Annotated in this window: 20 protein-coding genes; 12 read left to right on the top strand and 8 right to left on the bottom strand. The window is 60.0% G+C overall.

Annotated elements, in window-relative coordinates:
• Positions 1-28: 28 nt before the first annotated feature.
• The 7 genes from Q1W70_RS20115 to Q1W70_RS20145 all read left to right on the top strand — a co-directional run bounded on the left by Q1W70_RS20115 (position 29) and on the right by Q1W70_RS20145 (position 6,795).
• Positions 29-1,123: an ABC transporter ATP-binding protein gene (locus tag Q1W70_RS20115; protein WP_166591438.1), complete on the top strand. Its 1,095-nt coding sequence runs from the start codon at positions 29-31 to the stop codon at positions 1,121-1,123.
• Positions 1,123-2,238: an ABC transporter ATP-binding protein gene (locus tag Q1W70_RS20120; RefSeq protein WP_159996898.1), complete on the top strand. Its 1,116-nt coding sequence runs from the start codon at positions 1,123-1,125 to the stop codon at positions 2,236-2,238. Before Q1W70_RS20115 ends, Q1W70_RS20120 begins: the two co-directional genes overlap by 1 nt.
• Positions 2,235-3,101, top strand: coding sequence for a carbohydrate ABC transporter permease (locus Q1W70_RS20125; RefSeq protein WP_166591439.1), 867 nt, complete (start codon positions 2,235-2,237; stop codon positions 3,099-3,101). Before Q1W70_RS20120 ends, Q1W70_RS20125 begins: the two co-directional genes overlap by 4 nt.
• 8 nt (positions 3,102-3,109) lie before the next feature.
• Complete coding sequence (locus Q1W70_RS20130; protein WP_095171355.1) at positions 3,110-3,910, top strand: carbohydrate ABC transporter permease; 801 nt, start codon at positions 3,110-3,112, stop codon at positions 3,908-3,910.
• A 10-nt stretch (positions 3,911-3,920) separates the two neighbouring features.
• Entirely contained in the window at positions 3,921-4,193 is a 273-nt protein-coding gene (locus Q1W70_RS20135) for a DUF2160 domain-containing protein (RefSeq protein ID WP_166591440.1), read from the top strand.
• 46 nt (positions 4,194-4,239) lie between these two features.
• Entirely contained in the window at positions 4,240-5,982 is a 1,743-nt protein-coding gene (locus Q1W70_RS20140; protein WP_166591441.1) for an ABC transporter substrate-binding protein, read from the top strand.
• Positions 5,983-6,447: 465 nt separating this feature from the next.
• Positions 6,448-6,795 (top strand): PAAR domain-containing protein, encoded by a 348-nt coding sequence (locus tag Q1W70_RS20145; RefSeq protein WP_244647657.1) that lies wholly within the window; start codon positions 6,448-6,450, stop codon positions 6,793-6,795.
• Between the two features lie 230 nt (positions 6,796-7,025).
• On the opposite strand, the gene Q1W70_RS20150 is transcribed toward Q1W70_RS20145, so the two are convergent.
• From Q1W70_RS20150 to Q1W70_RS20165, 4 genes are all read right to left on the bottom strand, one after another.
• The gene (locus tag Q1W70_RS20150) at positions 7,026-7,409 is read right to left on the bottom strand and encodes a hypothetical protein (protein ID WP_166591443.1); all 384 of its coding nucleotides are present in this window, start codon (positions 7,407-7,409) and stop codon (positions 7,026-7,028) included.
• Between the two features lie 470 nt (positions 7,410-7,879).
• Positions 7,880-8,860 carry an IS5 family transposase gene (locus Q1W70_RS20155; RefSeq protein WP_166591444.1) on the bottom strand — a complete coding sequence of 327 codons (981 nt, stop codon included), beginning with the start codon at positions 8,858-8,860 and terminating at the stop codon, positions 7,880-7,882.
• A gap of 136 nt (positions 8,861-8,996) precedes the next feature.
• Entirely contained in the window at positions 8,997-9,425 is a 429-nt protein-coding gene (locus Q1W70_RS20160; RefSeq protein WP_166591445.1) for a MarR family winged helix-turn-helix transcriptional regulator, read from the bottom strand.
• Positions 9,422-9,847, bottom strand: coding sequence for an SRPBCC family protein (locus Q1W70_RS20165; RefSeq protein WP_166591446.1), 426 nt, complete (start codon positions 9,845-9,847; stop codon positions 9,422-9,424). The genes Q1W70_RS20160 and Q1W70_RS20165 overlap by 4 nt, the downstream gene beginning before the upstream one ends.
• A gap of 246 nt (positions 9,848-10,093) precedes the next feature.
• Between Q1W70_RS20165 and Q1W70_RS27155 the strand changes: the two genes are divergently transcribed.
• On the top strand, positions 10,094-10,291 hold the full coding sequence (locus Q1W70_RS27155) for a transposase (RefSeq protein ID WP_166591447.1): 198 nt from the start codon (positions 10,094-10,096) through the stop codon (positions 10,289-10,291).
• A 112-nt stretch (positions 10,292-10,403) separates the two neighbouring features.
• Here the strand turns inward: Q1W70_RS27155 and Q1W70_RS20170 are convergent, their stop codons facing one another.
• Entirely contained in the window at positions 10,404-10,730 is a 327-nt protein-coding gene (locus Q1W70_RS20170) for a hypothetical protein (protein WP_166591448.1), read from the bottom strand.
• Positions 10,731-11,187: 457 nt separating this feature from the next.
• Entirely contained in the window at positions 11,188-11,460 is a 273-nt protein-coding gene (locus Q1W70_RS20175) for a PAAR domain-containing protein (protein WP_166591449.1), read from the bottom strand.
• Between the two features lie 191 nt (positions 11,461-11,651).
• Here Q1W70_RS20175 and Q1W70_RS20180 point away from each other — a divergent pair, with 191 nt between their 5' ends.
• Positions 11,652-12,611: a tRNA dihydrouridine synthase gene (locus Q1W70_RS20180; RefSeq protein WP_166591450.1), complete on the top strand. Its 960-nt coding sequence runs from the start codon at positions 11,652-11,654 to the stop codon at positions 12,609-12,611.
• A 121-nt stretch (positions 12,612-12,732) separates the two neighbouring features.
• A complete protein-coding gene (locus tag Q1W70_RS20185) occupies positions 12,733-13,179 on the top strand; it encodes an Hsp20 family protein (protein WP_095171347.1) in 447 nt (148 codons plus the stop codon).
• Between the two features lie 60 nt (positions 13,180-13,239).
• On the opposite strand, the gene Q1W70_RS20190 is transcribed toward Q1W70_RS20185, so the two are convergent.
• Positions 13,240-16,530 carry a PAS domain S-box protein gene (locus tag Q1W70_RS20190; RefSeq protein WP_166591451.1) on the bottom strand — a complete coding sequence of 1,097 codons (3,291 nt, stop codon included), beginning with the start codon at positions 16,528-16,530 and terminating at the stop codon, positions 13,240-13,242.
• Between the two features lie 68 nt (positions 16,531-16,598).
• A complete protein-coding gene (locus Q1W70_RS20195; protein ID WP_166591452.1) occupies positions 16,599-17,489 on the bottom strand; it encodes a LysR family transcriptional regulator in 891 nt (296 codons plus the stop codon).
• 148 nt (positions 17,490-17,637) lie between these two features.
• On the opposite strand from Q1W70_RS20195, the gene leuC reads away from it, so the two are divergent.
• Complete coding sequence (gene leuC / locus Q1W70_RS20200) at positions 17,638-19,056, top strand: 3-isopropylmalate dehydratase large subunit (RefSeq protein ID WP_166591453.1); 1,419 nt, start codon at positions 17,638-17,640, stop codon at positions 19,054-19,056.
• Positions 19,057-19,067: 11 nt separating this feature from the next.
• Positions 19,068-19,712 carry a 3-isopropylmalate dehydratase small subunit gene (gene leuD / locus Q1W70_RS20205; protein WP_166591454.1) on the top strand — a complete coding sequence of 215 codons (645 nt, stop codon included), beginning with the start codon at positions 19,068-19,070 and terminating at the stop codon, positions 19,710-19,712.
• Positions 19,713-19,831: the final 119 nt, after the last annotated feature.

The raw sequence follows: 19,831 nt of genomic DNA on the forward strand, positions 1-19,831 counted from the left end.
TTGACTCCAATAAGAAAAAGGCCGAGCCATGTCATTAACGCTGGAGCATGTCAGCCGCACCGTCGAGGGCCAGGTCTGGATCGATGATGCCAGCCTGCGCTTCGAACCCGGGTCGTTCAACGTCCTGCTGGGCCGCACCCTGTCGGGCAAGACCAGCCTGATGCGGCTGATGGCCGGTCTCGACAAGCCGGATGGCGGGCGCATCCTGATGAACGGGGTCGATGTCACCCAGCGCCCGGTGCGCCTGCGCAACGTGTCGATGGTCTATCAGCAGTTCATCAACTACCCGACCATGACCGTGTTCGAGAACATCGCCTCGCCCTTGCGTCAGGCCGGGGTGTCGGCCGAGCTGATCCAGAGCAAGGTGCACGAAACCGCGCAGATGCTGCGCATCGACAAGTTCCTCAAGCGTTATCCGCTGGAACTGTCTGGCGGCCAGCAGCAGCGCACCGCCATGGCCCGGGCGCTGGTCAAGGATGCCGAACTGATCCTGTTCGACGAGCCCCTGGTCAACCTCGACTACAAGCTGCGCGAAGAGCTGCGCCAGGAAATGCGCGAGCTGTTCCAGGTCCGCCATACCATCGCCATCTACGCCACCACCGAACCCAACGAGGCGCTGGCCCTGGGCGGCACCACCACCATCCTCCACGAGGGCCGGGTGATCCAGAGTGGCAAGACGGCTGAGGTCTATCATCAGCCGCAGACCGTGCTGGCCGCCGAATTGTTCTCCGAGCCACCGATCAACCTGATGCCGGGGCGCATCGCCGGCAACGAAGTCAGCTTTGCCAATTTTGTGCACTTCCCGCTCAACGTCGACCTGCGCCCGGTGGGTGAGGGCGACTTCCGCTTTGGTGTGCGCCCCAGCCATATCTCCCTGGTGCCGAGCAACGACGACGACCTGGAACTGGCGGTGACCGTCGAGGTGGCGGAAATCAGCGGTTCGGAAACCTTCCTGCATGTGCGCAACGAACACTTCCTGCTGGTACTGCACCTGCCCGGGGTGCATGAGTACGACGTCGATGCGCCGATCCGCATCTACATCCCGACCCACAAACTGTTTGTCTTCGACGGCCAGGGGCGCTTGCTGCAGGCGCCCGGGCGACGTGTCGCGAGGGTTGCCTGATGGCCGAAATTCACTTGCACAACCTCGCCCACAGCTACACCCGCACCCCGGCGGGGCCTGAGGACTACGCGATCCGCGAGATGAACCATGTCTGGGAACAGGGCGGGGCCTACGCGTTGCTGGGGCCGTCCGGCTGCGGCAAGTCGACCCTGCTCAACATCATTTCCGGCCTGCTCAGCCCCTCCGAAGGCCAGGTGCTGTTCGACAACAAGGTGGTCAATCAACTGACCCCCGAAAAGCGCAACATTGCCCAGGTTTTCCAGTTTCCGGTGGTCTACGACACCATGACGGTGTTCGACAACCTGGCCTTTCCCCTGCGCAACCAGGGCATGGCCGAGGCCCGGGTACACAGCAAGGTCCAGGAAATCGCCGAGGTCCTCGACCTGCAGGCGCTGCTGGGGAAAAAGGCGCGTAACCTCAGCGCCGACGAAAAACAGAAAGTCTCCATGGGCCGCGGGCTGGTGCGCGACGACGTGTCGGCGATCCTGTTCGACGAGCCCCTGACGGTGATCGACCCGCACCTGAAGTGGAAGCTGCGGCGCAAGCTCAAGCAGATCCACGAGCAGTTCAACATCACCATGGTCTACGTCACCCACGATCAACTCGAGGCCTCGACCTTCGCCGACAAGATCGCGGTGATGTACGGCGGGCAGATCGTCCAGTTCGGCACCCCGCGCGAGCTGTTCGAGCGACCGAGCCATACCTTCGTCGGTTACTTCATCGGCAGCCCGGGGATGAACCTGATCGAGGTCAGCCCACGTCCCGGCGGCGTGGGTTTCGCGGACATCGACTTGCCGTTGTCCGAAGGCCTGCAGCAGCGCATCGCCGAGGCCGCCGGCAAGTCGCTGAAGGTCGGCATCCGCCCGGAGTTCGTGCATGTCTGGGACGAGCCCTTCGATGAGGCGATGCAGGCGACGGTGGTGCATGTCGAGGACCTGGGCACCTACAAGATCATGACCCTGAACCTGGGCGGCGTGCCGCTCAAAGTGCGCCTGGCCGAAGACAAGCCGGTGCCCCAGGGCACCGCCTATATCAGCTTTCCGGCCCAGTGGCTGATGGTCTACGCCGATGACTATCTGCTGCCCATGCACGCCAGCAACGAGGGGCAGCCATGAACAAGGTGCAGAACAACAAGGCCTGGTGGCTGGTGCTGCCGGTGTTCCTGCTGGTGGCGTTCAGTGCGGTGATCCCGATGATGACCGTGGTCAACTATTCGGTGCAGGACATCTTCGACCAGTCCAGCCGCTACTTCGTCGGGGCCGACTGGTACAAGCAGGTGCTGCTGGACCCACGACTGCATGACTCGCTGCTGCGCCAGTTCATCTATTCCGCCTGCGTGCTGCTGATCGAGATCCCCCTGGGCATCGGCATCGCCCTGACCATGCCAACCAAAGGCCGCTGGTCGTCGCTGGTGCTGATCATTCTGGCCATCCCGCTGCTGATTCCGTGGAACGTGGTCGGCACCATCTGGCAGATTTTCGGCCGCGCCGACATCGGCCTGCTGGGCTCGACCCTCAACGCCATGGGCATCAGCTACAACTACGCGGCCAACACCATGGACGCCTGGGTCACGGTGCTGGTGATGGATGTCTGGCACTGGACCTCGCTGGTGGCCTTGCTGTGTTTTTCCGGGTTGCGGGCGATTCCGGATGTCTACTACCAGGCCGCCCGGATCGACCGGGCATCCAGTTGGGCGGTGTTTCGCCACATCCAGTTGCCCAAGCTCAAGAGTGTGCTGCTGATCGCGGTAATGCTGCGGTTCATGGACAGCTTCATGATCTACACCGAGCCGTTCGTGCTCACCGGTGGCGGGCCGGGTAACGCCACGACCTTCCTCAGCCAGACCCTGACCCAGATGGCGGTCGGCCAGTTCGACCTGGGGCCGGCGGCGGCCTTCTCCCTGGTGTACTTCCTGATCATCCTGCTGGTGTCCTGGCTGTTCTATACCGCCATGACTCACTCCGACGCCAACCGCTGAGGCCTGACATGAGCAAGACCAAGCTGCTGCCTCTGTTGCTCTACATCCTGTTCCTGCTGGTACCGATCTATTGGTTGCTGAACATGTCGTTCAAGAGCAACACGGAAATCCTCGGTGGCCTGACCCTGTTTCCCCAGGACTTCACCCTGGCCAACTACAAGGTGATCTTCACCGACCCGAGCTGGTACACCGGCTACCTCAACTCGTTGTATTACGTGAGCCTGAACACGGTGATCTCCCTGAGCGTGGCGCTGCCAGCGGCCTACGCGTTCTCCCGTTATCGGTTTCTCGGCGACAAGCACCTGTTCTTCTGGCTGCTGACCAACCGCATGGCGCCACCGGCGGTGTTCCTGTTGCCGTTCTTCCAGCTCTATTCGTCGATCGGCCTGTTCGACACCCACATCGCGGTGGCCCTGGCCCATTGCCTGTTCAACGTGCCGCTGGCGGTGTGGATCCTGGAAGGGTTCATGTCCGGAGTGCCGAAGGAAATCGACGAAACCGCCTACATCGACGGCTACAGTTTCCCCAAGTTCTTCGTCAAGATTTTCATCCCGCTGATCGGTTCGGGCATTGGTGTGACGGCGTTCTTCTGCTTCATGTTTTCCTGGGTCGAGCTGCTGCTGGCGCGCACCCTGACCTCGGTCAATGCCAAGCCGATCGCCGCGGTGATGACTCGCACCGTGTCGGCCTCGGGGATCGATTGGGGCGTGCTGGCGGCGGCCGGGGTGCTGACGATCCTGCCGGGCATGCTGGTGATCTGGTTCGTGCGCAACCATGTGGCCAAGGGCTTTGCCCTGGGCCGAGTGTGAGGAGCTGATGATGGAGTGGATGAACTGGACCCTGCCGACCGCGCTCTTCTTCGGCGCCATCGCCTTGCTGCTGGTGGGCATGACCACCTGGGAACTGCGTTCGCCGAGCATCGCCCGGCGCGGCTTTCTACCGATCAGCACCACCCGTGGTGATCGGCTGTTTATCGGTCTTCTCGGCAGCGCCTACCTGCATTTGCTGGTGATTGGCGTTACCGGCTGGAGCATCTGGGTGGCCACCGGCCTGTCCCTGGTGTGGCTGTTGGTCGTGATGCGTTGGGGCTAGCCGACAATCGGCAATCGTGCTCCGAAACCTAATACAGGAGGTCTCTATGTTCGAGAAAAACAATAAGCTGCGACATAGCGTTTCAGTGGCAGCCATGCTGGCACTCAGCGGGTTGAGCGTTGCGGCCTGGGCCGATGCCTATGAGGATGCCGCGAAAAAATGGATTGGCAGCGAGTTCAAACCCTCGACCCTCACGGCCGAGCAACAGCTGGAAGAGCTGAAGTGGTTCATCAAGGCCTCCGAGCCGTTTCGCGGCATGAAGATCAACGTGGTCTCGGAGACCATCGCCACCCACGAGTACGAGTCCAAGGTGCTGGCCAAGGCCTTCAGCGAAATTACCGGGATCAAGCTGACCCACGACCTGCTGCAGGAAGGTGACGTGGTGGAAAAACTGCAGACCCAGATGCAGTCGGACAAGAACATCTATGACGGCTGGGTCAACGACTCGGACCTGATCGGTACGCACTTTCGCTACGGCAAGACCGAATCGATCACCGACCTGATGGCCAATGAAGGCAAGGACTACACCTCGCCGACCCTCGACCTCAAGGACTTCATCGGTCTTTCCTTCACCACTGCACCGGACGGCAAAATCTACCAGTTGCCCGACCAGCAGTTCGCCAACCTGTACTGGTTCCGCGCCGACTGGTTCGAGCGAGCGGACCTGAAGGCCAAGTTCAAGGAGAAGTACGGCTACGAGCTGGGCGTACCGGTGAACTGGTCGGCCTATGAGGACATCGCCAAGTTCTTCACCGAAGACGTCAAGGAAATCGACGGCAAGCGGGTCTATGGGCACATGGACTACGGCAAGAAGGACCCGTCCCTGGGCTGGCGGTTCACCGATGCGTGGTTCTCCATGGCCGGTGGGGGCGACAAAGGCCTGCCCAATGGCTTGCCGGTGGATGAGTGGGGCATTCGCGTCGAGGATTGCCACCCGGTCGGTTCCAGCGTGACCCGCGGTGGCGATACCAACGGCCCGGCGGCGGTGTTCGCGACACAGAAATATGTCGACTGGATGAAGGCCTACGCACCACCGGAAGCGGCCGGCATGACCTTCTCCGAATCCGGGCCGGTGCCCTCCCAGGGCAACATCGCCCAGCAGATCTTCTGGTACACCGCCTTTACCGCCGACATGACCAAGCCGGGCCTGGCGGTGATGAACGCCGACGGCACGCCGAAATGGCGGATGGCGCCATCACCGCGCGGACCCTACTGGGAGGAGGGCATGAAGCTGGGCTATCAGGACGTGGGGTCCTGGACGTTCATGAAGTCGACGCCGGAGAAACAGAAACTCGCGGCCTGGCTCTATGCCCAGTTCGTCACTTCAAAAACCGTGTCGCTGAAAAAGACCATCGTCGGCCTGACGCCGATTCGTGAGTCGGACATCAACTCCCAGGCCATGACCGACCTGGCGCCCAAGCTGGGTGGCCTGGTGGAGTTCTACCGCAGCCCGGCCCGTGTGCAATGGACCCCGACCGGGACCAACGTGCCGGACTATCCGCGCCTGGCCCAACTGTGGTGGAGCCATATTGCCGAAGCCGCCAGCGGCGAGAAAACCCCGCAACAGGCCCTCGACGGTCTGGCCAAGGACCAGGACGCCATCATGGCCCGGCTCGAACGCTCCAAGGTCCAACCGGTCTGCGGTCCGAAAATGAACCCGGAGCGCGATGCGCAATACTGGTTTGACCAACCGGGCGCGCCGAAACCGAAACTGGCCAACGAGAAACCCAAGGGCGAGACCGTGAGCTATGCCGAACTGCTGAAGTCGTGGGAGGCGGCGCGCAAGTAAGTGAGGGGGGTGGGGGAGCAACGGCACCTTTGGGTGCCGTTTTTTTCAGCCGTTCCATCCTCCGCGCCTGCCTGGAAACGGCTAACCTGTTATCGGGTGTACCTCGGTCGGTCATTGGTTCCTCCGAAAACATTTCTGTAGGAAACCAATTGTTTCTATTGGTGAAGTTTCCTATTCCACTGGGTCGGCCTGTTTTCGGGCTCGTGATCTGGTTATTGTCCGCCGTACTATTTTCTTCGCTCGGTTGAGTGTGATTCTGGTGTGTTTGTCAGGCGTGAAGGTGTGCCGATGGCCAGTGATTGTCTGCCCCAGGTCCACCGCCAAAGTGTTCATGAAACTGACGGTCAATAGGCTGGACTCGACCGGACGAAATGGAGAGCAAGCTCAATGAATGAAGGTCATTTTATCGGTTTGAAAGACAGGACCACCTGTGGTGGCGTCGTTCTGGACGGTGATATCAGGATTATGCTGTACGGCCTGGCCCATGCCCGCGAAGGGGACCGAGTCACGTGTGGGAAGGACGGCAAGACCTATCGAATCGTAGGGGGCGTTGCGCACATAGTCAGTCACGGCAAACCGCTGGCGGGCACGCTGGACAGCTTCAGCAACTGCCCCTGTAAGGCCCAGTTGATCCCCTCCGTCTTCACGGCCACTTATGAGCGTCAGGTCGATCCTGCTCCAGGTGCCACCCTGGGCACCGCTCAGCCGACAACGCCTCCCGCTACTCGCCATTCGATTGCGCCGCGTCCATCCGGGATTACCCCCTCAAGTAATCCCGTGCCAGGCATCTCTCCGGACGCAGGCCAAGCTTAGCCACGGCCCTGAAACCACCAGCTTTACCGGCCAGACAGCGACCTGGCGTGGTATGAGTGCGCAGGTGATGGACAAGCACCTGACCAGGCTGCCCGACACTCGTTGTGGGGGCAGCGGCACCTTCAGGTGTTGATTAAGGGACAAAGTCAAAACGCTTGCCGAAGGTCGATTGCGTGCCAGTAACCGCAGTTTTACCTGCAGCCAGGCAAGTGTCCCGATGATGTGAATTGTTACTTGAGCAGCCCTAAATCCCACAATGCGACAAGTAAAGCCTGGGTAACGATCAATCCAACAATGCTCCATTGCAGAGCTACACGTTTTCTTCGTAGTGGAAGGGGGAAGTTGCTTATATCTTCAGCGCTGACGAGGCCGTGTTTAAGAAAAAAGCAGGGAAATGTAACAGCGCTGGCAATGCCGCCCACTAACTGCAACTTGCCCCACGGGCCTGTGTGTTTGTGCGTAGCGACAGTGATTAGCGAGGAACTGTTCTGGAAATACGCCGCCATTGCTTCAGCTTGGGTGTAACCCAGGTACAGTGCGATCCCAATACAAGTAGACAAACCAAGGAGGACTAAGCCACATAGGCTTCCGACAACCAGTTCAGCAGTGTTCACTGGATATTCTCATAGACGATTTCGCCAATTGCCTCACCCATCCTATCGCCGAGTTTTCCGGTTGTGTAAGAACCGCCGCCAACTACGACGGCGCTACACGCCAACTCTCAAACACCACCTGTTGGTATGCCCAATGCGATGTACATCGCAGTAACTGCGGGGGCGGTCAACGGGCCCTTCAATGCGTACTGGAGTTATAACTCGGGTGTCTAGGGGCTGCGGAACATGGCGCAATCTAGTGACGGTTCCACAATGCATAGGCGGCCAACAACCAGACGATGCTGATGTTGATTATTGTATTCATCACCATGAGCCATTTCCTAAGGATGGTCTGAAGTAGCCACGTATTTCTGGCTGACTTCGGTCACCGCCGATTTGGAAGTTGGCGGGTCGATCCAAAACACTCAGATCACTCACTCATTCCCGTCTTTTTAGCCGCTGCGAGCACCTCGCTGCGGCCATTCCCCACATTACAGGCGCACCTCTCCTGTAATGCCCAGTAAATGTCGGCGGGCCATCCACAGATTCGACAACGCAAACAGCGTCACCAGCTGTGCCGTGTTCTTGGCTAGGCCACGGAAACGCGTCTTCACATAACCGAACTGGCGCTTGATCACTCGGAACGGATGCTCGACCTTCGCCCTTACCTGCGCCTTGGCTTTTTCGATTTTGCGCTTGGCTTTGTACAGGACGCTGCGCTTGCCCAGTTTCTGGTAGGTGCTGCGCCGGGCGGCAATCTGCCAGATGACTTGGCGACCTTCATGCTCGAGGCGTTTCTCCACTCCGGTATAACCGGCATCGGCACAGACCACGTTTTCGCCGTCGTGCAGCAGCTTATCGACCTGCGTGACATCTGCCACATTGGCCGCGGTGCCCACCACGCTATGCACCAGGCCCGACTCGTCATCCACACCGATATGGGCCTTCATGCCGAAGTACCATTGATTGCCTTTCTTGGCCTGGTGCATTTCCGGGTCACGCTTGCCGTCCTGGTTCTTGGTCGAACTCGGCGCATGAATCAGCGTGGCATCGACGATGGTGCCCTGGCGCAGCGACAGGCCGTGATCACCCAGGTAGCCATTGATCACGCCCAGAATCCCTGCCGCCAGCTCGTGCTTTTCCAGTAGGCGACGGAAGTTGAGGATGGTGGTTTCGTCGGGAATGCGCTCCAGGTTCAGCCCGGCAAACTGGCGCAGAATAGTAGTCTCGTACAGTGCCTCTTCCATCGTTGGATCGCTGTAGCCGAACCAGTTTTGCATCAGATGGACACGTAGCATCGCCATCAGCGGATAGGCCGGACGACCACCATCACCCTTCGGGTAGTGCGGTTCGATCAGTGTAATCAGCCCCTTCCACGGCACCACCCGATCCATCTCGATCAGGAACAACTCTTTACGGGTCTGTTTGCGTTTTCCGGCGTACTCGGCATCGGCGAAAGTCATTTGCTTCATCGGAAAACTCGGCGGGTGGAGTCGGGGTATTTTGCCAAAATCAAGGAGTCTTTTTGAGGGTTCCCTTAGCTTGTAGCCAGCCATTATTAAAGACTACGGTCGAGAATGGGCCTTCAATGCGTTGTTGTTAGCTCAGTCAAGCGTTGCGTTTCAGAAAGAACTCCCTGTCGAACGCTTCGACAATTGGCATGGCAATGCGCAACTGATGGTGGCCATCGGTGCTGAGGGACACCAGATTCGCACGCTGGTCTTCAGGATTCGTCCGCTTTTCGAGAAGCCCATCTCTTTCCAGACGAGATACGATTTGCGAAATATGCATCCGGTCCATACCGGTAAAGTCCGCGATGCCATGCTGAGTGACCAGTTCGCATTCTCGAGTTAGCCAGCCACATACCGCTAGGATGGCGAACTGCGGCTGGGTGAGCCCCAGGGGTTTCAGGCGGGCATTGAGTAGGCGTTGCCAGTCCAAGAAGTCGCGCCATAGCCGGAATCCTGGGCTGTCGCTCGGTCCCGAGTAAGTAGAGCCACTCCAGTTCACGTCGAAGGCTGGTTTGCTCGCACTCATGATGTGCTTACATGGGCTTCACTAAATTGTTTGAGGCCGCGCATTGTATTGGGCAGCGATGCCTGAATGGACTTCCCGACCAAGTACTGAAATAGAAAGCTCAAAGGTCCGGAGAATTCGACCCAATGAGTTGCCACAGTCCATCCACCGCTCTCCGCTAGGCGGTGCCCGAACAACATGCGGCATAACGGCAACCGACTCTGGACCGAGAACGACTTGCCTTCGGTCACTTCGACGATCTGTATATTGGCCTTAGGACCAGTCCTTGGCTTCAGCCAGCCCTTGGCTCCCAGCATGAGACCGTCGGGCAGGCTTGCACTGGCCACTTCCGGGTCCCAATCGGCCCAGCATTCGGCGTCCTGATACAGCCGGAACACCTGCTCAGGCTTCGATCTAATCTCAATGGACTCTTCGAATTGCATAGACCGCATCCTGTGTTGGTTGTTGAAATATAATAGTAAATGCATTTACAAAATTAAACTACAGAACACTCCCATTTGAGGAAAATCTAGCCACTCGATACTCTTGAATTATTTTGGAGGGCGGGATGAGCCGCTATCGGCTGCGCGCTGATCGGTGGGAACGGATCAAGGATCTGTTGCCTGGAAAAGTCAGCGACCGAGGTGCCACGACCCGTGATAATCGACTGTTTGTAGAAGCTGTGCTGGGTGGCCCGAACCGGAGCCCCTTGGCGTAATCTGCCCGATTTCTATGGCAATTGGCATCGCGTGTACGTTCACTATGACCGATGGTCACGCAAAGGCGTCTGGCTAAAACCGATGGCCTCGCTTTGTGGTGATGCTGATCTGGTAGTGGGCTGTCTGGGCCGGCTCCTAGTGGCCAGGAGACAGGACCGGATGGCGTAAGGGTGGTGATCGATTGTGCTCGGCGAGCCTTTGACTGGAACGGTGGGCGAGAGGTAGCGCCATCGGAACTCTCTGGAAGCTCGAAAGGGAAAGTCCAGACATTTTGCCAAAATCAGGAAGTCTTTTTCAGAATTTCCCTAAGGCGTAAAGGAAAATGCTGGATATCGTCCAGATCTGCCAGCCCTCGCTTGACCAGCAGGCGCGGGAACAGAACAGTCGCGCTAATTCTGGCAAGCAAGATCAAGCGGCCGAATGGCCCGGCGTCTTTGAGGTTTGCCCAAAGCATGACGTCCCGGCAATGTTTTAAAGCCTCTAACATGGCGGGCAGTCGTGTGTACGCGAGATAAAGACCAATACCCATTCCGATCATTCCAAAAACGAACGGCAAGACGAGGTACATCAGTGCGTATAGGGGTGGCCAACTGTTGAGGTCAATCATGGGCGTACTACTTCATACAGAAGATCACCGCCTTTCTCTCCTGCCTCAGTACCTATGGATGTCCCCACTAGAGAACCAATGCCAATCAGAGCCGCAGCGCATGCGATCCCTCCAATGGCTGTAGTGATACCGAGAGCCATGCATATCGACGAAGTCGAGCGGGCACCCGCGTAAGCTCCCAGTGAGCCACCCGCTGTCCCGAGCAAAAACTTGCCGCCTTCAACAAACCTGACACGCTCACATGCCACAGAGTCGGGGTTGTCGCTACAAACCTGTTGGGTGCTCAGGTACCCGGAAACACCGCCGATCAATACACCTATATAGCCACCGGCTTTCATGTACCGGCTGGCCCGGGCGACTTTTCCCAGATGGGTGGCGTATCCGGGCAGTTGTCCAGGCACACCTGCCTTCTTCCAATGATGAACGATGCTGCGACTGGACATGCCAAGGGCATTCTTCAGCTTGCGATAATCGTTGTCTGGTTGGCAATCAGGCGGGGCTGCGGGTCGCATTTGCAGTGGCAAAGATCGCCGTCCAGGGCAGCCGCGCGTCCCCCCATAAGTTCCGGCAGGTGCGGGCCGTCACAGACGATGACGCCGGTGCTGTCACATGCCGGGCATTCGCCTTCGCAAGCGATAGCCTGGCCATCGATGGTCCAGGATCCGTAGCCCGTCCGTACCGTACCGTTGACTGTGGTTTTTGCCCCCACGGTGATGTTGTAGCGCCTCATGCGGATGCGTCCTTGTTTGCTCGAGAGGACGCACGCTAGATGAGGATATGATGGGGATTAAATCAGTCGCTTCTTCGAATGATGTAGGTTGATTCTGTAATCGTCTGTCTGAAACAACCGTCCACCGGTACGGCATGCCCTGATCGGCGAAACCGGCTAAACTGCCGCACGATTTTTGTTGAGTGTTTTCCATGCAAATTGCCTTGGCGCCCATGGAGGGGTTGGTCGACAACATCCTGCGGGACGTGCTGACCCGGGTTGGCGGTATCGATTGGTGCGTGACCGAGTTCATCCGGATCAACGATCAACTGCTCACCCCTGCCTATTTCCACAAGTTCGGTCCTGAATTGCTCAACGGTGCCAAGACCGCTGCCGGCGTGCCGCTGCGTGTGCAATTGCTCGGTTCCGATCCGGTGTGCCTGGCGGAAAACGCGGCGTTGGCCTGTGAGCTGGGCTCGCAGGTGATCGACCTGAACTTCGGCTGCCCGGCCAAGACCGTCAACAAGTCCCGTGGCGGTGCGGTGTTGCTCAAGGAGCCCGAGCTGCTCAACCAGATCGTCGAGCATGTCCGGCGCGCCGTTCCGGCGCACATCCCGGTGACCGCCAAGATGCGCCTGGGCTTTGATAGCCCGGACGGTTCGCTGGTGTGTGCCACCGCGCTGGCCGAAGGCGGCGCGGAGCACATCGTGGTGCATGCGCGGACCAAGATGGACGGTTACAAGCCGCCGGCGCATTGGGAGTGGATCCCGCGGGTGCAGGAAGTGGTCAAGGTGCCGGTGTTCGCCAATGGCGATATCTGGAGCGTCGACGACTGGCGCCGATGCCGCGAGATCAGCGGGGTGGAAGACATCATGCTGGGTCGCGGCCTGGTGTCGCGCCCTGACCTGGCGCGACAGATCGCTGCCGCCCGGGCGGGTGAAGAGGTGGTCGAGATGACCTGGGCCGAGCTGTTGCCGTTGATCCAGGCGTTCTGGCTGCAGGCCAAGGCGCAGATGACAGCGCGTCAATCGCCGGGTCGCTTGAAGCAATGGCTGGCGATGTTGACCCGCAATTATCCGGAGGCGGTGGAGCTGTTTACCCTCATGCGCCGGGAGACGGAGCTGGACCAGGTTTCCCGTTTGCTGGGTTTGCAGGTCGCTGAAGCGGCCTGAAAAAAAACTGCAAAAAACCTCTTGAAATGCAATCAGCGGTCCTTATCTAAGGGTTACGCGATGCCGAATTCGGGTCGCGGAGACAAAAAACCTTGCTGATTGTTTTCAGGAGATTTGAACCATGAGTACCGCATTTTCCCTGGCTCCACTGTTCCGTTCTTCGGTAGGTTTCGATCGTTTCAACGATCTGTTCGAGTCTGCGCTGCGCAACGAGCCCGGCAGCAGCTACCCACCCTACAACGTTGAAAAACACGGTGATGACCAGTACCGCATTGTCGTGGCGGCAGCCGGCTTCCAGGAAGAAGACCTGGAGCTGCAAGTCGAAAAAGGCGTGTTGACCATCAGTGGCGGCAAACGCGACAGCAATGACAGCGTGACCTTCCTGCACCAGGGCATCGCCCAGCGCGCGTTCAAACTGTCGTTCCGCCTGGCCGATCACATCGAGATCAAGGCCGCGGACCTGCGCAATGGCCTGTTGAGCATTGACCTGCTGCGCATCGTGCCGGAAGAGGCGAAAGCCAAACGCATCCCGATCAACGGCGAGCAAAAACCTGCACTGCAGCACTGAGTCACCGCAATGAAGAAGGGCGCCGATGGCGCCCTTTTTTATTGTCGTTTTTGGCGCCTCTCATTTGAGCAATAACTGAAACTCCTCCACCGGCAACGGCCGGCTATGCAGGTAGCCCTGGTACAAGTGGCAGCCCAGGCCCTGCAAAAACTCAAGCTGTTCCGGGGTTTCCACGCCCTCGGCGATGACTTCCAGTGCCAGGCTGCGGGCCATGGCGACGATGGCGCGGATGATTTCGGCGTCGTTGGGGTCGCTGGTGGCGTCGCGAATGAACGACTGGTCGATTTTCAAGGTGTCCACCGGCAGGCGCTTGAGGTAGGTCAGTGACGAGTAGCCGGTGCCGAAGTCGTCCATGGCAAAGCTGACGCCGAGTTTTTTCAGGCGACGCATTTTGCTGATGGTGTCCTCCAGGTTCTGGATCACGATGCCTTCGGTGATTTCCAGTTTCAGCAGCGAGCAGGGCAGGCCATGGCTGCTGAGGCTGCGCTCGATGCGCTCGACGAAATCGACCTGGCGGAACTGTCGCGGGCTGATGTTCACGCACAGGCTGAAGTTCAGCGGGTTGACCTTGCCCCGGGTGATCAGTTGCTTGAAGGCCTGGCAGGCTTCATCGAGGATCCAGGTGCCGACTTCGAGGATCAGCCCGCTGTCTTCCAGCACCTTGATGAATTCGTTCGGCGACTGTGCGCCCAATTGCGGGTGGGTCCAGCGCACCAGAGCTTCGGCGCCGACGATACGGTTGTCGCGGGCATCGACCTGGGGTTGGTAGTGCACCCGGAATTCTCCCCGCGACAGGGCCAGGCGCAGGTCGGTTTCCATGCGCAAGCGCTCGCTGGCGGCCTTCTGCATGGTGTTGTGGTACATCTGCGTCGTGTTGCGCCCCGAGTCCTTGGCCCGATACAGGGCAATGTCCGCGCGCTTGAGCAGGTCGGTGGGGGTCGAGCCATGGTCGGGAATCAAGGCCACGCCGATGCTGGGGGTGACCTGCAGGCGGTGGCCGTCGAGGAACATCGGCTCCGACAGCAGTTCGCGCAAGGTGTCGGCCAGGTCCCGCACCTGATCGCTGACTTCATTGCGCGAGCCTTCCAGGCCACTGAGCAGCACCACGAACTCGTCACCGCCCAGGCGGGCCACGGTGTCTTCCATGCGCACGCTGGCTTCCAGGCGCGCGGTGATGATCTTCAGCACCGTGTCGCCCACCGGGTGGCCCAGGGAGTCATTGATGTGCTTGAAGTGGTCGAGGTCGAGGAACAGCAGTGCGCCGCGCAGGTTGTGGCGCTTGAGCAGGGCAATCTGCTGGCTCAGGCGGTCCATCAGCAGGGCGCGGTTGGGCAGGTTGGTCAGGGAGTCGTGGTAGGCCAGGTGGCGGATCTGCGCTTCGGCGTTCTTCAGCAGGCTGACGTCCCGCGCGGTCAGTAGCAGACAGTCGGTTTCGTTGAGGGTGATCGGCTCCACCGAGACTTCGACGGTGAGCAACTGCCCGCTCTTGTTGCGCCCGAGCATTTCCAGGTGGTGGACCCGGCCCTTGAGTTGCAACTCCGCCAGCAGCATGGAGCGCTGCTTTTCTTCAGCCCAGATACCCACTTGGTACACGGTCTTGCCGATCACCTCCTCGGCGCGGTAGCCGGTCAGGCGGCAAAAGCCATCGTTGACCTCCAGGTAACGCCCGGTGTCGCGCTCGGTGATAGTGATGGCGTCGGGGCTGGAGTGAAACGCCTTGGCGAATTTCTCTTCGCTGGCCTTGAGCGCGGCCTCCGAACGCTGTTGCTGGGTAATGTCGCGCAGGGTGGTCACGATGCACGGTTGCTCGCCGACGCTGATTTGCCGGCTGGAGATCACGCAGGTCAGGGATTGGCCGTCCTTGTGCTGGACCATGATCGCTACATTGTTCAGGCCCTGTTCGCGGATCACCTGTTCGATCCGCCGCAGGCTCTGCGCCGAGGCGTCCCACAGGCCGATGTCGTCGGCGCTGCGGCCGATCACGTCGGCGGCGGTCCAGCCGAAGGTCTGGGTGAAGCTGTTGTTGATTTCGATGAACTGGCCGCTGTCCTGGCGGGTCACGCAGATCGGGTCCGGGCTGACCTGGAACAGGGTGGCGAACTTCTCTTCGGAGGCCACCAGGCGCTGTTCGCGCTCCACCTGGTCGGTGATGTCCAGCAAGGTCCCGGCCATGCGCAAGGGCTGGCCCTTTTCGTCGCGATACAGGCGCGCGCGGCTTTCCAGGTAGCGCGAACTGCCATCGGCCAACTGCACCCGATAAGTCAGCTGGTAGTTGCCCGCCGGGCCTTCACGCAGGCTGCGGTAGGCGTCGCGCATGCTGTCGCGTTCTTCGCCGGGCACCCCTTCGAAAAATTCCTCGAAGGACTCATGAAAGGGGATGGGTTCCAGCCCGTGCAGTTGGGCGGCCCGCGCCGAGCCGTAGAGCATGCCGCTGGGGATGTGCCAGTCCCAGGTGCCCAGTTGGGCGGAATCCAGGGCCAGGTCCAGGCGCTCCTGGCTGTCCTTGAGTGCGTGTTCGGCGATTTTGCGTTCAGTGGTGTCGAGAAAGGTGCTCAGCAGGTAGGGCTGGCCTTCGAGTTCGACCTTCTGCGCGCTGAGGATACCGTCATGGACCTGCCCGTTGCTGGCACGAAACTGCACTTCCATGCTGACCAGCTCGCCCTTGGCCTTGGTCGCCTTGACCAGCTTGGCCCGCTGTTCCGGGTGCACCCACAGCCCCAGCTCCAGGGTGGTACGACCAATGGCGTCCTGCACCGGCCAGCCGAACAGGCTTTCGAAATACTGGTTGGCCTCGGTGATCAGGCCGTCTTCCTGGCGGGTCAGCAAGACCATGTTGGGGCACAGGTGAAACAGCGTGGCGAAGCGTTTTTCCGAGCTGCTCAGGGCCTGTTCGCGCTGGCGCTGATGGGTGATCTCGCGGATCACCCCGATCATCCGTGGCCGACCCTGTTTGTCCGGCAGCAGGCTGCCGCTGATTTCCAGCCAGTGCAGGCTGCCATCCGGCCAGCGGATGCGGTGGTGCATCACTTGTTCCAGGGGCGCGCCGGCGATGACTGCGTTGAATGCACGCAGGGTCTTGGGCCGGTCCTCGGGGGGCAGCAGGTCGAGGTATTCAAGGTCTGCCGGCAAGGGGTGCCGGGGGTCGAAGCCGAACAAAGCCTGGGTGCCTCGTGACCAACTGATCAGCCCGCGCTCGATGTCCCAATACCAGGCACCCAGGCGCGCGCCGTTAAGGGCGGCCAGCAACTGCGGAGCGCTTTCCCAGCTTTGCTCCGACGTGTGGGGGTCAAGCGCCTGGATACGCGGCATCAATGGCGTATGGGAACGAGGGCGGTCAACAGAATTGGGCATTGGTAGCAGGCCTTGGGCTGAATGTGGCGTTAGGCACGGGTTTTGCGGCTCTATAGGAGTAGCACAAGTTAGCCATCAGTCCCTGGCAAATCGATCTGTGCGTCCAGCAAAGCCATGAAGGCCCGCGCGGCATTCGACAACGTCCTTTCGGTGTGCACGATATAGCCTAGCTGGCGAGTGAGTTGTATGCCCGGCAATGGGATGCGTGCCACCTGTTCGTCGAGCATGGTGCGCGGCAGGACGCTCCAGGCCAGGCCGATGGACACCATCATCTTGATGGTTTCCAGGTAGTTGGTGCTCATGGCGATGTTGGGCGTCAGTCCCTGGGCCTCGAACAGGCGCTGGACGATGTGATGAGTGAAGGTGTTGCCGCCGGGGAATACCGCCGGGTGCAGCGCGATGTCGACCAGGCTGACCGCGCCGTTGCTGATCAGCGAATGCTCGGGGGCGACCACGAAATCCAGCGGGTCGTCCCAGACCGGGGTGGCCTTGACCAGGGTGTGGGGTTCCGGGGCCAGGGTAATCACCGCCAGTTCGGCACGGCCGTGAAGGATCTCTTCGTAGGCCACTTCCGAGTCGAGGAACTGGATGTCCAGCGCCACCTCGGGGTATTGGCGGGTGAACGCCCTCAATAAGGGGGGCAAGCGATGCAGGCCGATATGGTGACTGGTGGCCAGGGTCAGGCGACCGGTCACCTCGCCGGTCAGGTTGGTCAGGGCGCGACGAGTGTCATCCAGCACGTTGATGATCTGGTAGGCCCGCGGCAGCAGGGCGCGCCCGGCTTCGGTCAGGCCCACTTCACGACCCAGGCGATCGAACAGGCGAACCTTGAGCTGTTGCTCCAGGCCGGCGATGCGTTTACTGATGGCCGGCTGGGTCAGGTGCAGGCGTTCACCGGCGCCGGAGAAGCTGCCGGTCTCGGCGATGGCAATAAAAGCATTGAGGTTGGCCAGGTCCATGTTTGTATTCCAGTTGGTTATCCAAAGCATAAAAAATATGAATTTGAGTTATTTAATGTAACCCCATAGGATCGACCTCACAAGCCAAGGGGTTATTGAGTCGCTCAAGGCCCAGGGCATAGAAACAAGCTGATGAGGAAAACGTCTGATGGCCGGCAAAACGCTCTACGACAAGCTCTGGGATTCGCATTTGGTCAAGCAGCGCGACGATGGTTCGGCGCTGATCTATATCGATCGTCACATCATTCACGAAGTGACCTCGCCGCAAGCCTTTGAAGGCCTGCGTCTGGCCGGGCGCAAGCCGTGGCGCATCGATGCCAACATCGCGACCCCGGACCACAACGTACCGACCACCCCGGAGCGCAAGGGCGGCATCGACGCCATTGTCGACCAGGTCTCGCGTTTGCAGGTTCAGACCCTCGACGACAACTGTGACGAGTACGGCATCGTCGAATTCAAGATGAACGACGTGCGCCAGGGCATCGTTCACGTCATCGGCCCGGAGCAGGGCGCCACCTTGCCAGGCATGACCGTGGTCTGCGGCGACTCCCATACCTCGACCCACGGCGCCTTTGGTGCCCTGGCCCACGGCATCGGCACCTCCGAGGTCGAGCACGTGCTCGCCACCCAGTGCCTGGTCGCCAAGAAAATGAAGAACATGCTGGTGTCCGTCGAAGGCACCTTGCCGTTCGGCGTGACGGCCAAGGACATCGTGCTCGCCGTGATCGGCAAGATCGGTACCGCGGGCGGCAATGGCCATGCCATCGAATTCGCCGGTAGCGCAATTCGCGAATTGTCGGTCGAAGGCCGCATGACCATCTGCAACATGTCCATCGAAGCCGGTGCCCGTGTAGGCCTGGTGGCCGCCGACGAAAAAACCGTGGCGTACGTCAAAGGCCGTCCATTCGCCCCGAAAGGCGCAGAGTGGGACTTGGCTGTCGAAGCCTGGAAAGACCTGGTTTCCGATGCCGATGCGGTATTCGACACCGTCGTCGAACTCGACGCGAGCCAGATCAAGCCGCAAGTCAGCTGGGGCACTTCGCCCGAGATGGTCTTGGCGGTGGACCAGAACGTGCCGGACCCGGCCAAGGAAATGGACCTGGTCAAGCGCGATTCCATCGTCCGTGCCTTGAAGTACATGGGTTTGACCGCCAATCAGGCGATCACCGACATTCAGCTGGATCGCGTGTTCATTGGCTCTTGCACCAACTCGCGGATCGAAGACTTGCGCGCGGCAGCCGTGATCGCCAAGGGCCGCAAGGTGGCCTCGACCATCAAGCAAGCCATCGTGGTCCCGGGTTCGGGTCTGGTGAAGGCCCAGGCGGAGTCGGAAGGCCTGGACAAGATTTTCCTCGAGGCCGGGTTCGAATGGCGTGAGCCAGGTTGCTCGATGTGCCTGGCGATGAACCCGGACCGCTTGGAAAGTGGCGAGCATTGCGCGTCCACCTCCAACCGCAACTTCGAAGGCCGTCAGGGCGCCGGTGGTCGTACCCACCTGGTCAGCCCGGCCATGGCCGCCGCAGCCGCTGTCAACGGCCGTTTCATTGACGTCCGCGAATTGATCTGAAGGAGCGCAGCATGAAAGCTTTTACCCAGCACACTGGTCTTGTCGCGCCTCTGGATCGTGCCAACGTCGATACCGACCAGATCATTCCCAAGCAATTCTTGAAGTCGATCAAGCGCACCGGTTTTGGTCCGAACCTGTTCGACGAGTGGCGCTACCTCGATGTCGGGCAGCCGTACCAGGACAACTCCAAGCGTCCGCTGAACAAGGACTTCGTGCTCAACGCCGAACGTTACCAGGGCGCCAGCGTATTGCTGGCCCGTGAGAACTTCGGTTGCGGCTCGAGCCGCGAGCATGCGCCGTGGGCCCTGGAAGAGTACGGGTTTCGCAGCATCATCGCGCCGAGCTACGCCGACATCTTCTTCAACAACAGCTTCAAGAACGGCTTGCTGCCGATCATCTTGAGCGACGCTGAAGTCGACGAACTGTTCGAGCAAGTGCAAAGCACGCCGGGCTATCAGTTGCAGGTCGACCTGCAGGCCCAGACCGTGACCCGTCCCGACGGCAAGGTGCTGAACTTCGAGATCGACGCCTTCCGCAAGCATTGCCTGCTCAACGGCCTGGACGACATCGGCCTGACCTTGCAGGACCACGAGGCGATTGCCACGTTTGAGGCCAAGCACCGGGCGAGCCAGCCGTGGCTGTTTCGTGACGCGTGATTGATACGAGATTCAGGTAGGTAGTGCTGCCCTCATCGCGGGCAAGCCCACTCCCACAGTGATGTGTGCTGTTCACAAAACCTGTGGGAGCGGGCTTGCCCGCGATCAGGTCAGATCAG

Origin of the sequence: Pseudomonas kielensis (genome assembly GCF_030505375.1) — a bacterium.
GTDB classification, from domain to species: domain Bacteria; phylum Pseudomonadota; class Gammaproteobacteria; order Pseudomonadales; family Pseudomonadaceae; genus Aquipseudomonas; species Aquipseudomonas kielensis.

What these genes read in the sequence shown, in the direction of transcription:
- Q1W70_RS20190 (WP_166591451.1), bottom strand. Translation starts at nt 16,530, where the DNA reads ATGCCCAATTCTGTTGACCGCCCTCGTTCCCATACGCCATTGATGCCG.
- Q1W70_RS20135 (WP_166591440.1), top strand. Translation starts at nt 3,921, where the DNA reads ATGGAGTGGATGAACTGGACCCTGCCGACCGCGCTCTTCTTCGGCGCC.
- leuD (WP_166591454.1), top strand. Translation starts at nt 19,068, where the DNA reads ATGAAAGCTTTTACCCAGCACACTGGTCTTGTCGCGCCTCTGGATCGT.
- Q1W70_RS20115 (WP_166591438.1), top strand. Translation starts at nt 29, where the DNA reads ATGTCATTAACGCTGGAGCATGTCAGCCGCACCGTCGAGGGCCAGGTC.
- Q1W70_RS20155 (WP_166591444.1), bottom strand. Translation starts at nt 8,860, where the DNA reads ATGAAGCAAATGACTTTCGCCGATGCCGAGTACGCCGGAAAACGCAAA.
- Q1W70_RS20160 (WP_166591445.1), bottom strand. Translation starts at nt 9,425, where the DNA reads ATGAGTGCGAGCAAACCAGCCTTCGACGTGAACTGGAGTGGCTCTACT.
- leuC (WP_166591453.1), top strand. Translation starts at nt 17,638, where the DNA reads ATGGCCGGCAAAACGCTCTACGACAAGCTCTGGGATTCGCATTTGGTC.
- Q1W70_RS20145 (WP_244647657.1), top strand. Translation starts at nt 6,448, where the DNA reads ATGCTGTACGGCCTGGCCCATGCCCGCGAAGGGGACCGAGTCACGTGT.
- Q1W70_RS20170 (WP_166591448.1), bottom strand. Translation starts at nt 10,730, where the DNA reads ATGATTGACCTCAACAGTTGGCCACCCCTATACGCACTGATGTACCTC.
- Q1W70_RS20120 (WP_159996898.1), top strand. Translation starts at nt 1,123, where the DNA reads ATGGCCGAAATTCACTTGCACAACCTCGCCCACAGCTACACCCGCACC.
- Q1W70_RS20125 (WP_166591439.1), top strand. Translation starts at nt 2,235, where the DNA reads ATGAACAAGGTGCAGAACAACAAGGCCTGGTGGCTGGTGCTGCCGGTG.
- Q1W70_RS20165 (WP_166591446.1), bottom strand. Translation starts at nt 9,847, where the DNA reads ATGCAATTCGAAGAGTCCATTGAGATTAGATCGAAGCCTGAGCAGGTG.
- Q1W70_RS20180 (WP_166591450.1), top strand. Translation starts at nt 11,652, where the DNA reads ATGCAAATTGCCTTGGCGCCCATGGAGGGGTTGGTCGACAACATCCTG.
- Q1W70_RS20130 (WP_095171355.1), top strand. Translation starts at nt 3,110, where the DNA reads ATGAGCAAGACCAAGCTGCTGCCTCTGTTGCTCTACATCCTGTTCCTG.
- Q1W70_RS20195 (WP_166591452.1), bottom strand. Translation starts at nt 17,489, where the DNA reads ATGGACCTGGCCAACCTCAATGCTTTTATTGCCATCGCCGAGACCGGC.
- Q1W70_RS20185 (WP_095171347.1), top strand. Translation starts at nt 12,733, where the DNA reads ATGAGTACCGCATTTTCCCTGGCTCCACTGTTCCGTTCTTCGGTAGGT.
- Q1W70_RS20140 (WP_166591441.1), top strand. Translation starts at nt 4,240, where the DNA reads ATGTTCGAGAAAAACAATAAGCTGCGACATAGCGTTTCAGTGGCAGCC.
- Q1W70_RS20175 (WP_166591449.1), bottom strand. Translation starts at nt 11,460, where the DNA reads ATGAGGCGCTACAACATCACCGTGGGGGCAAAAACCACAGTCAACGGT.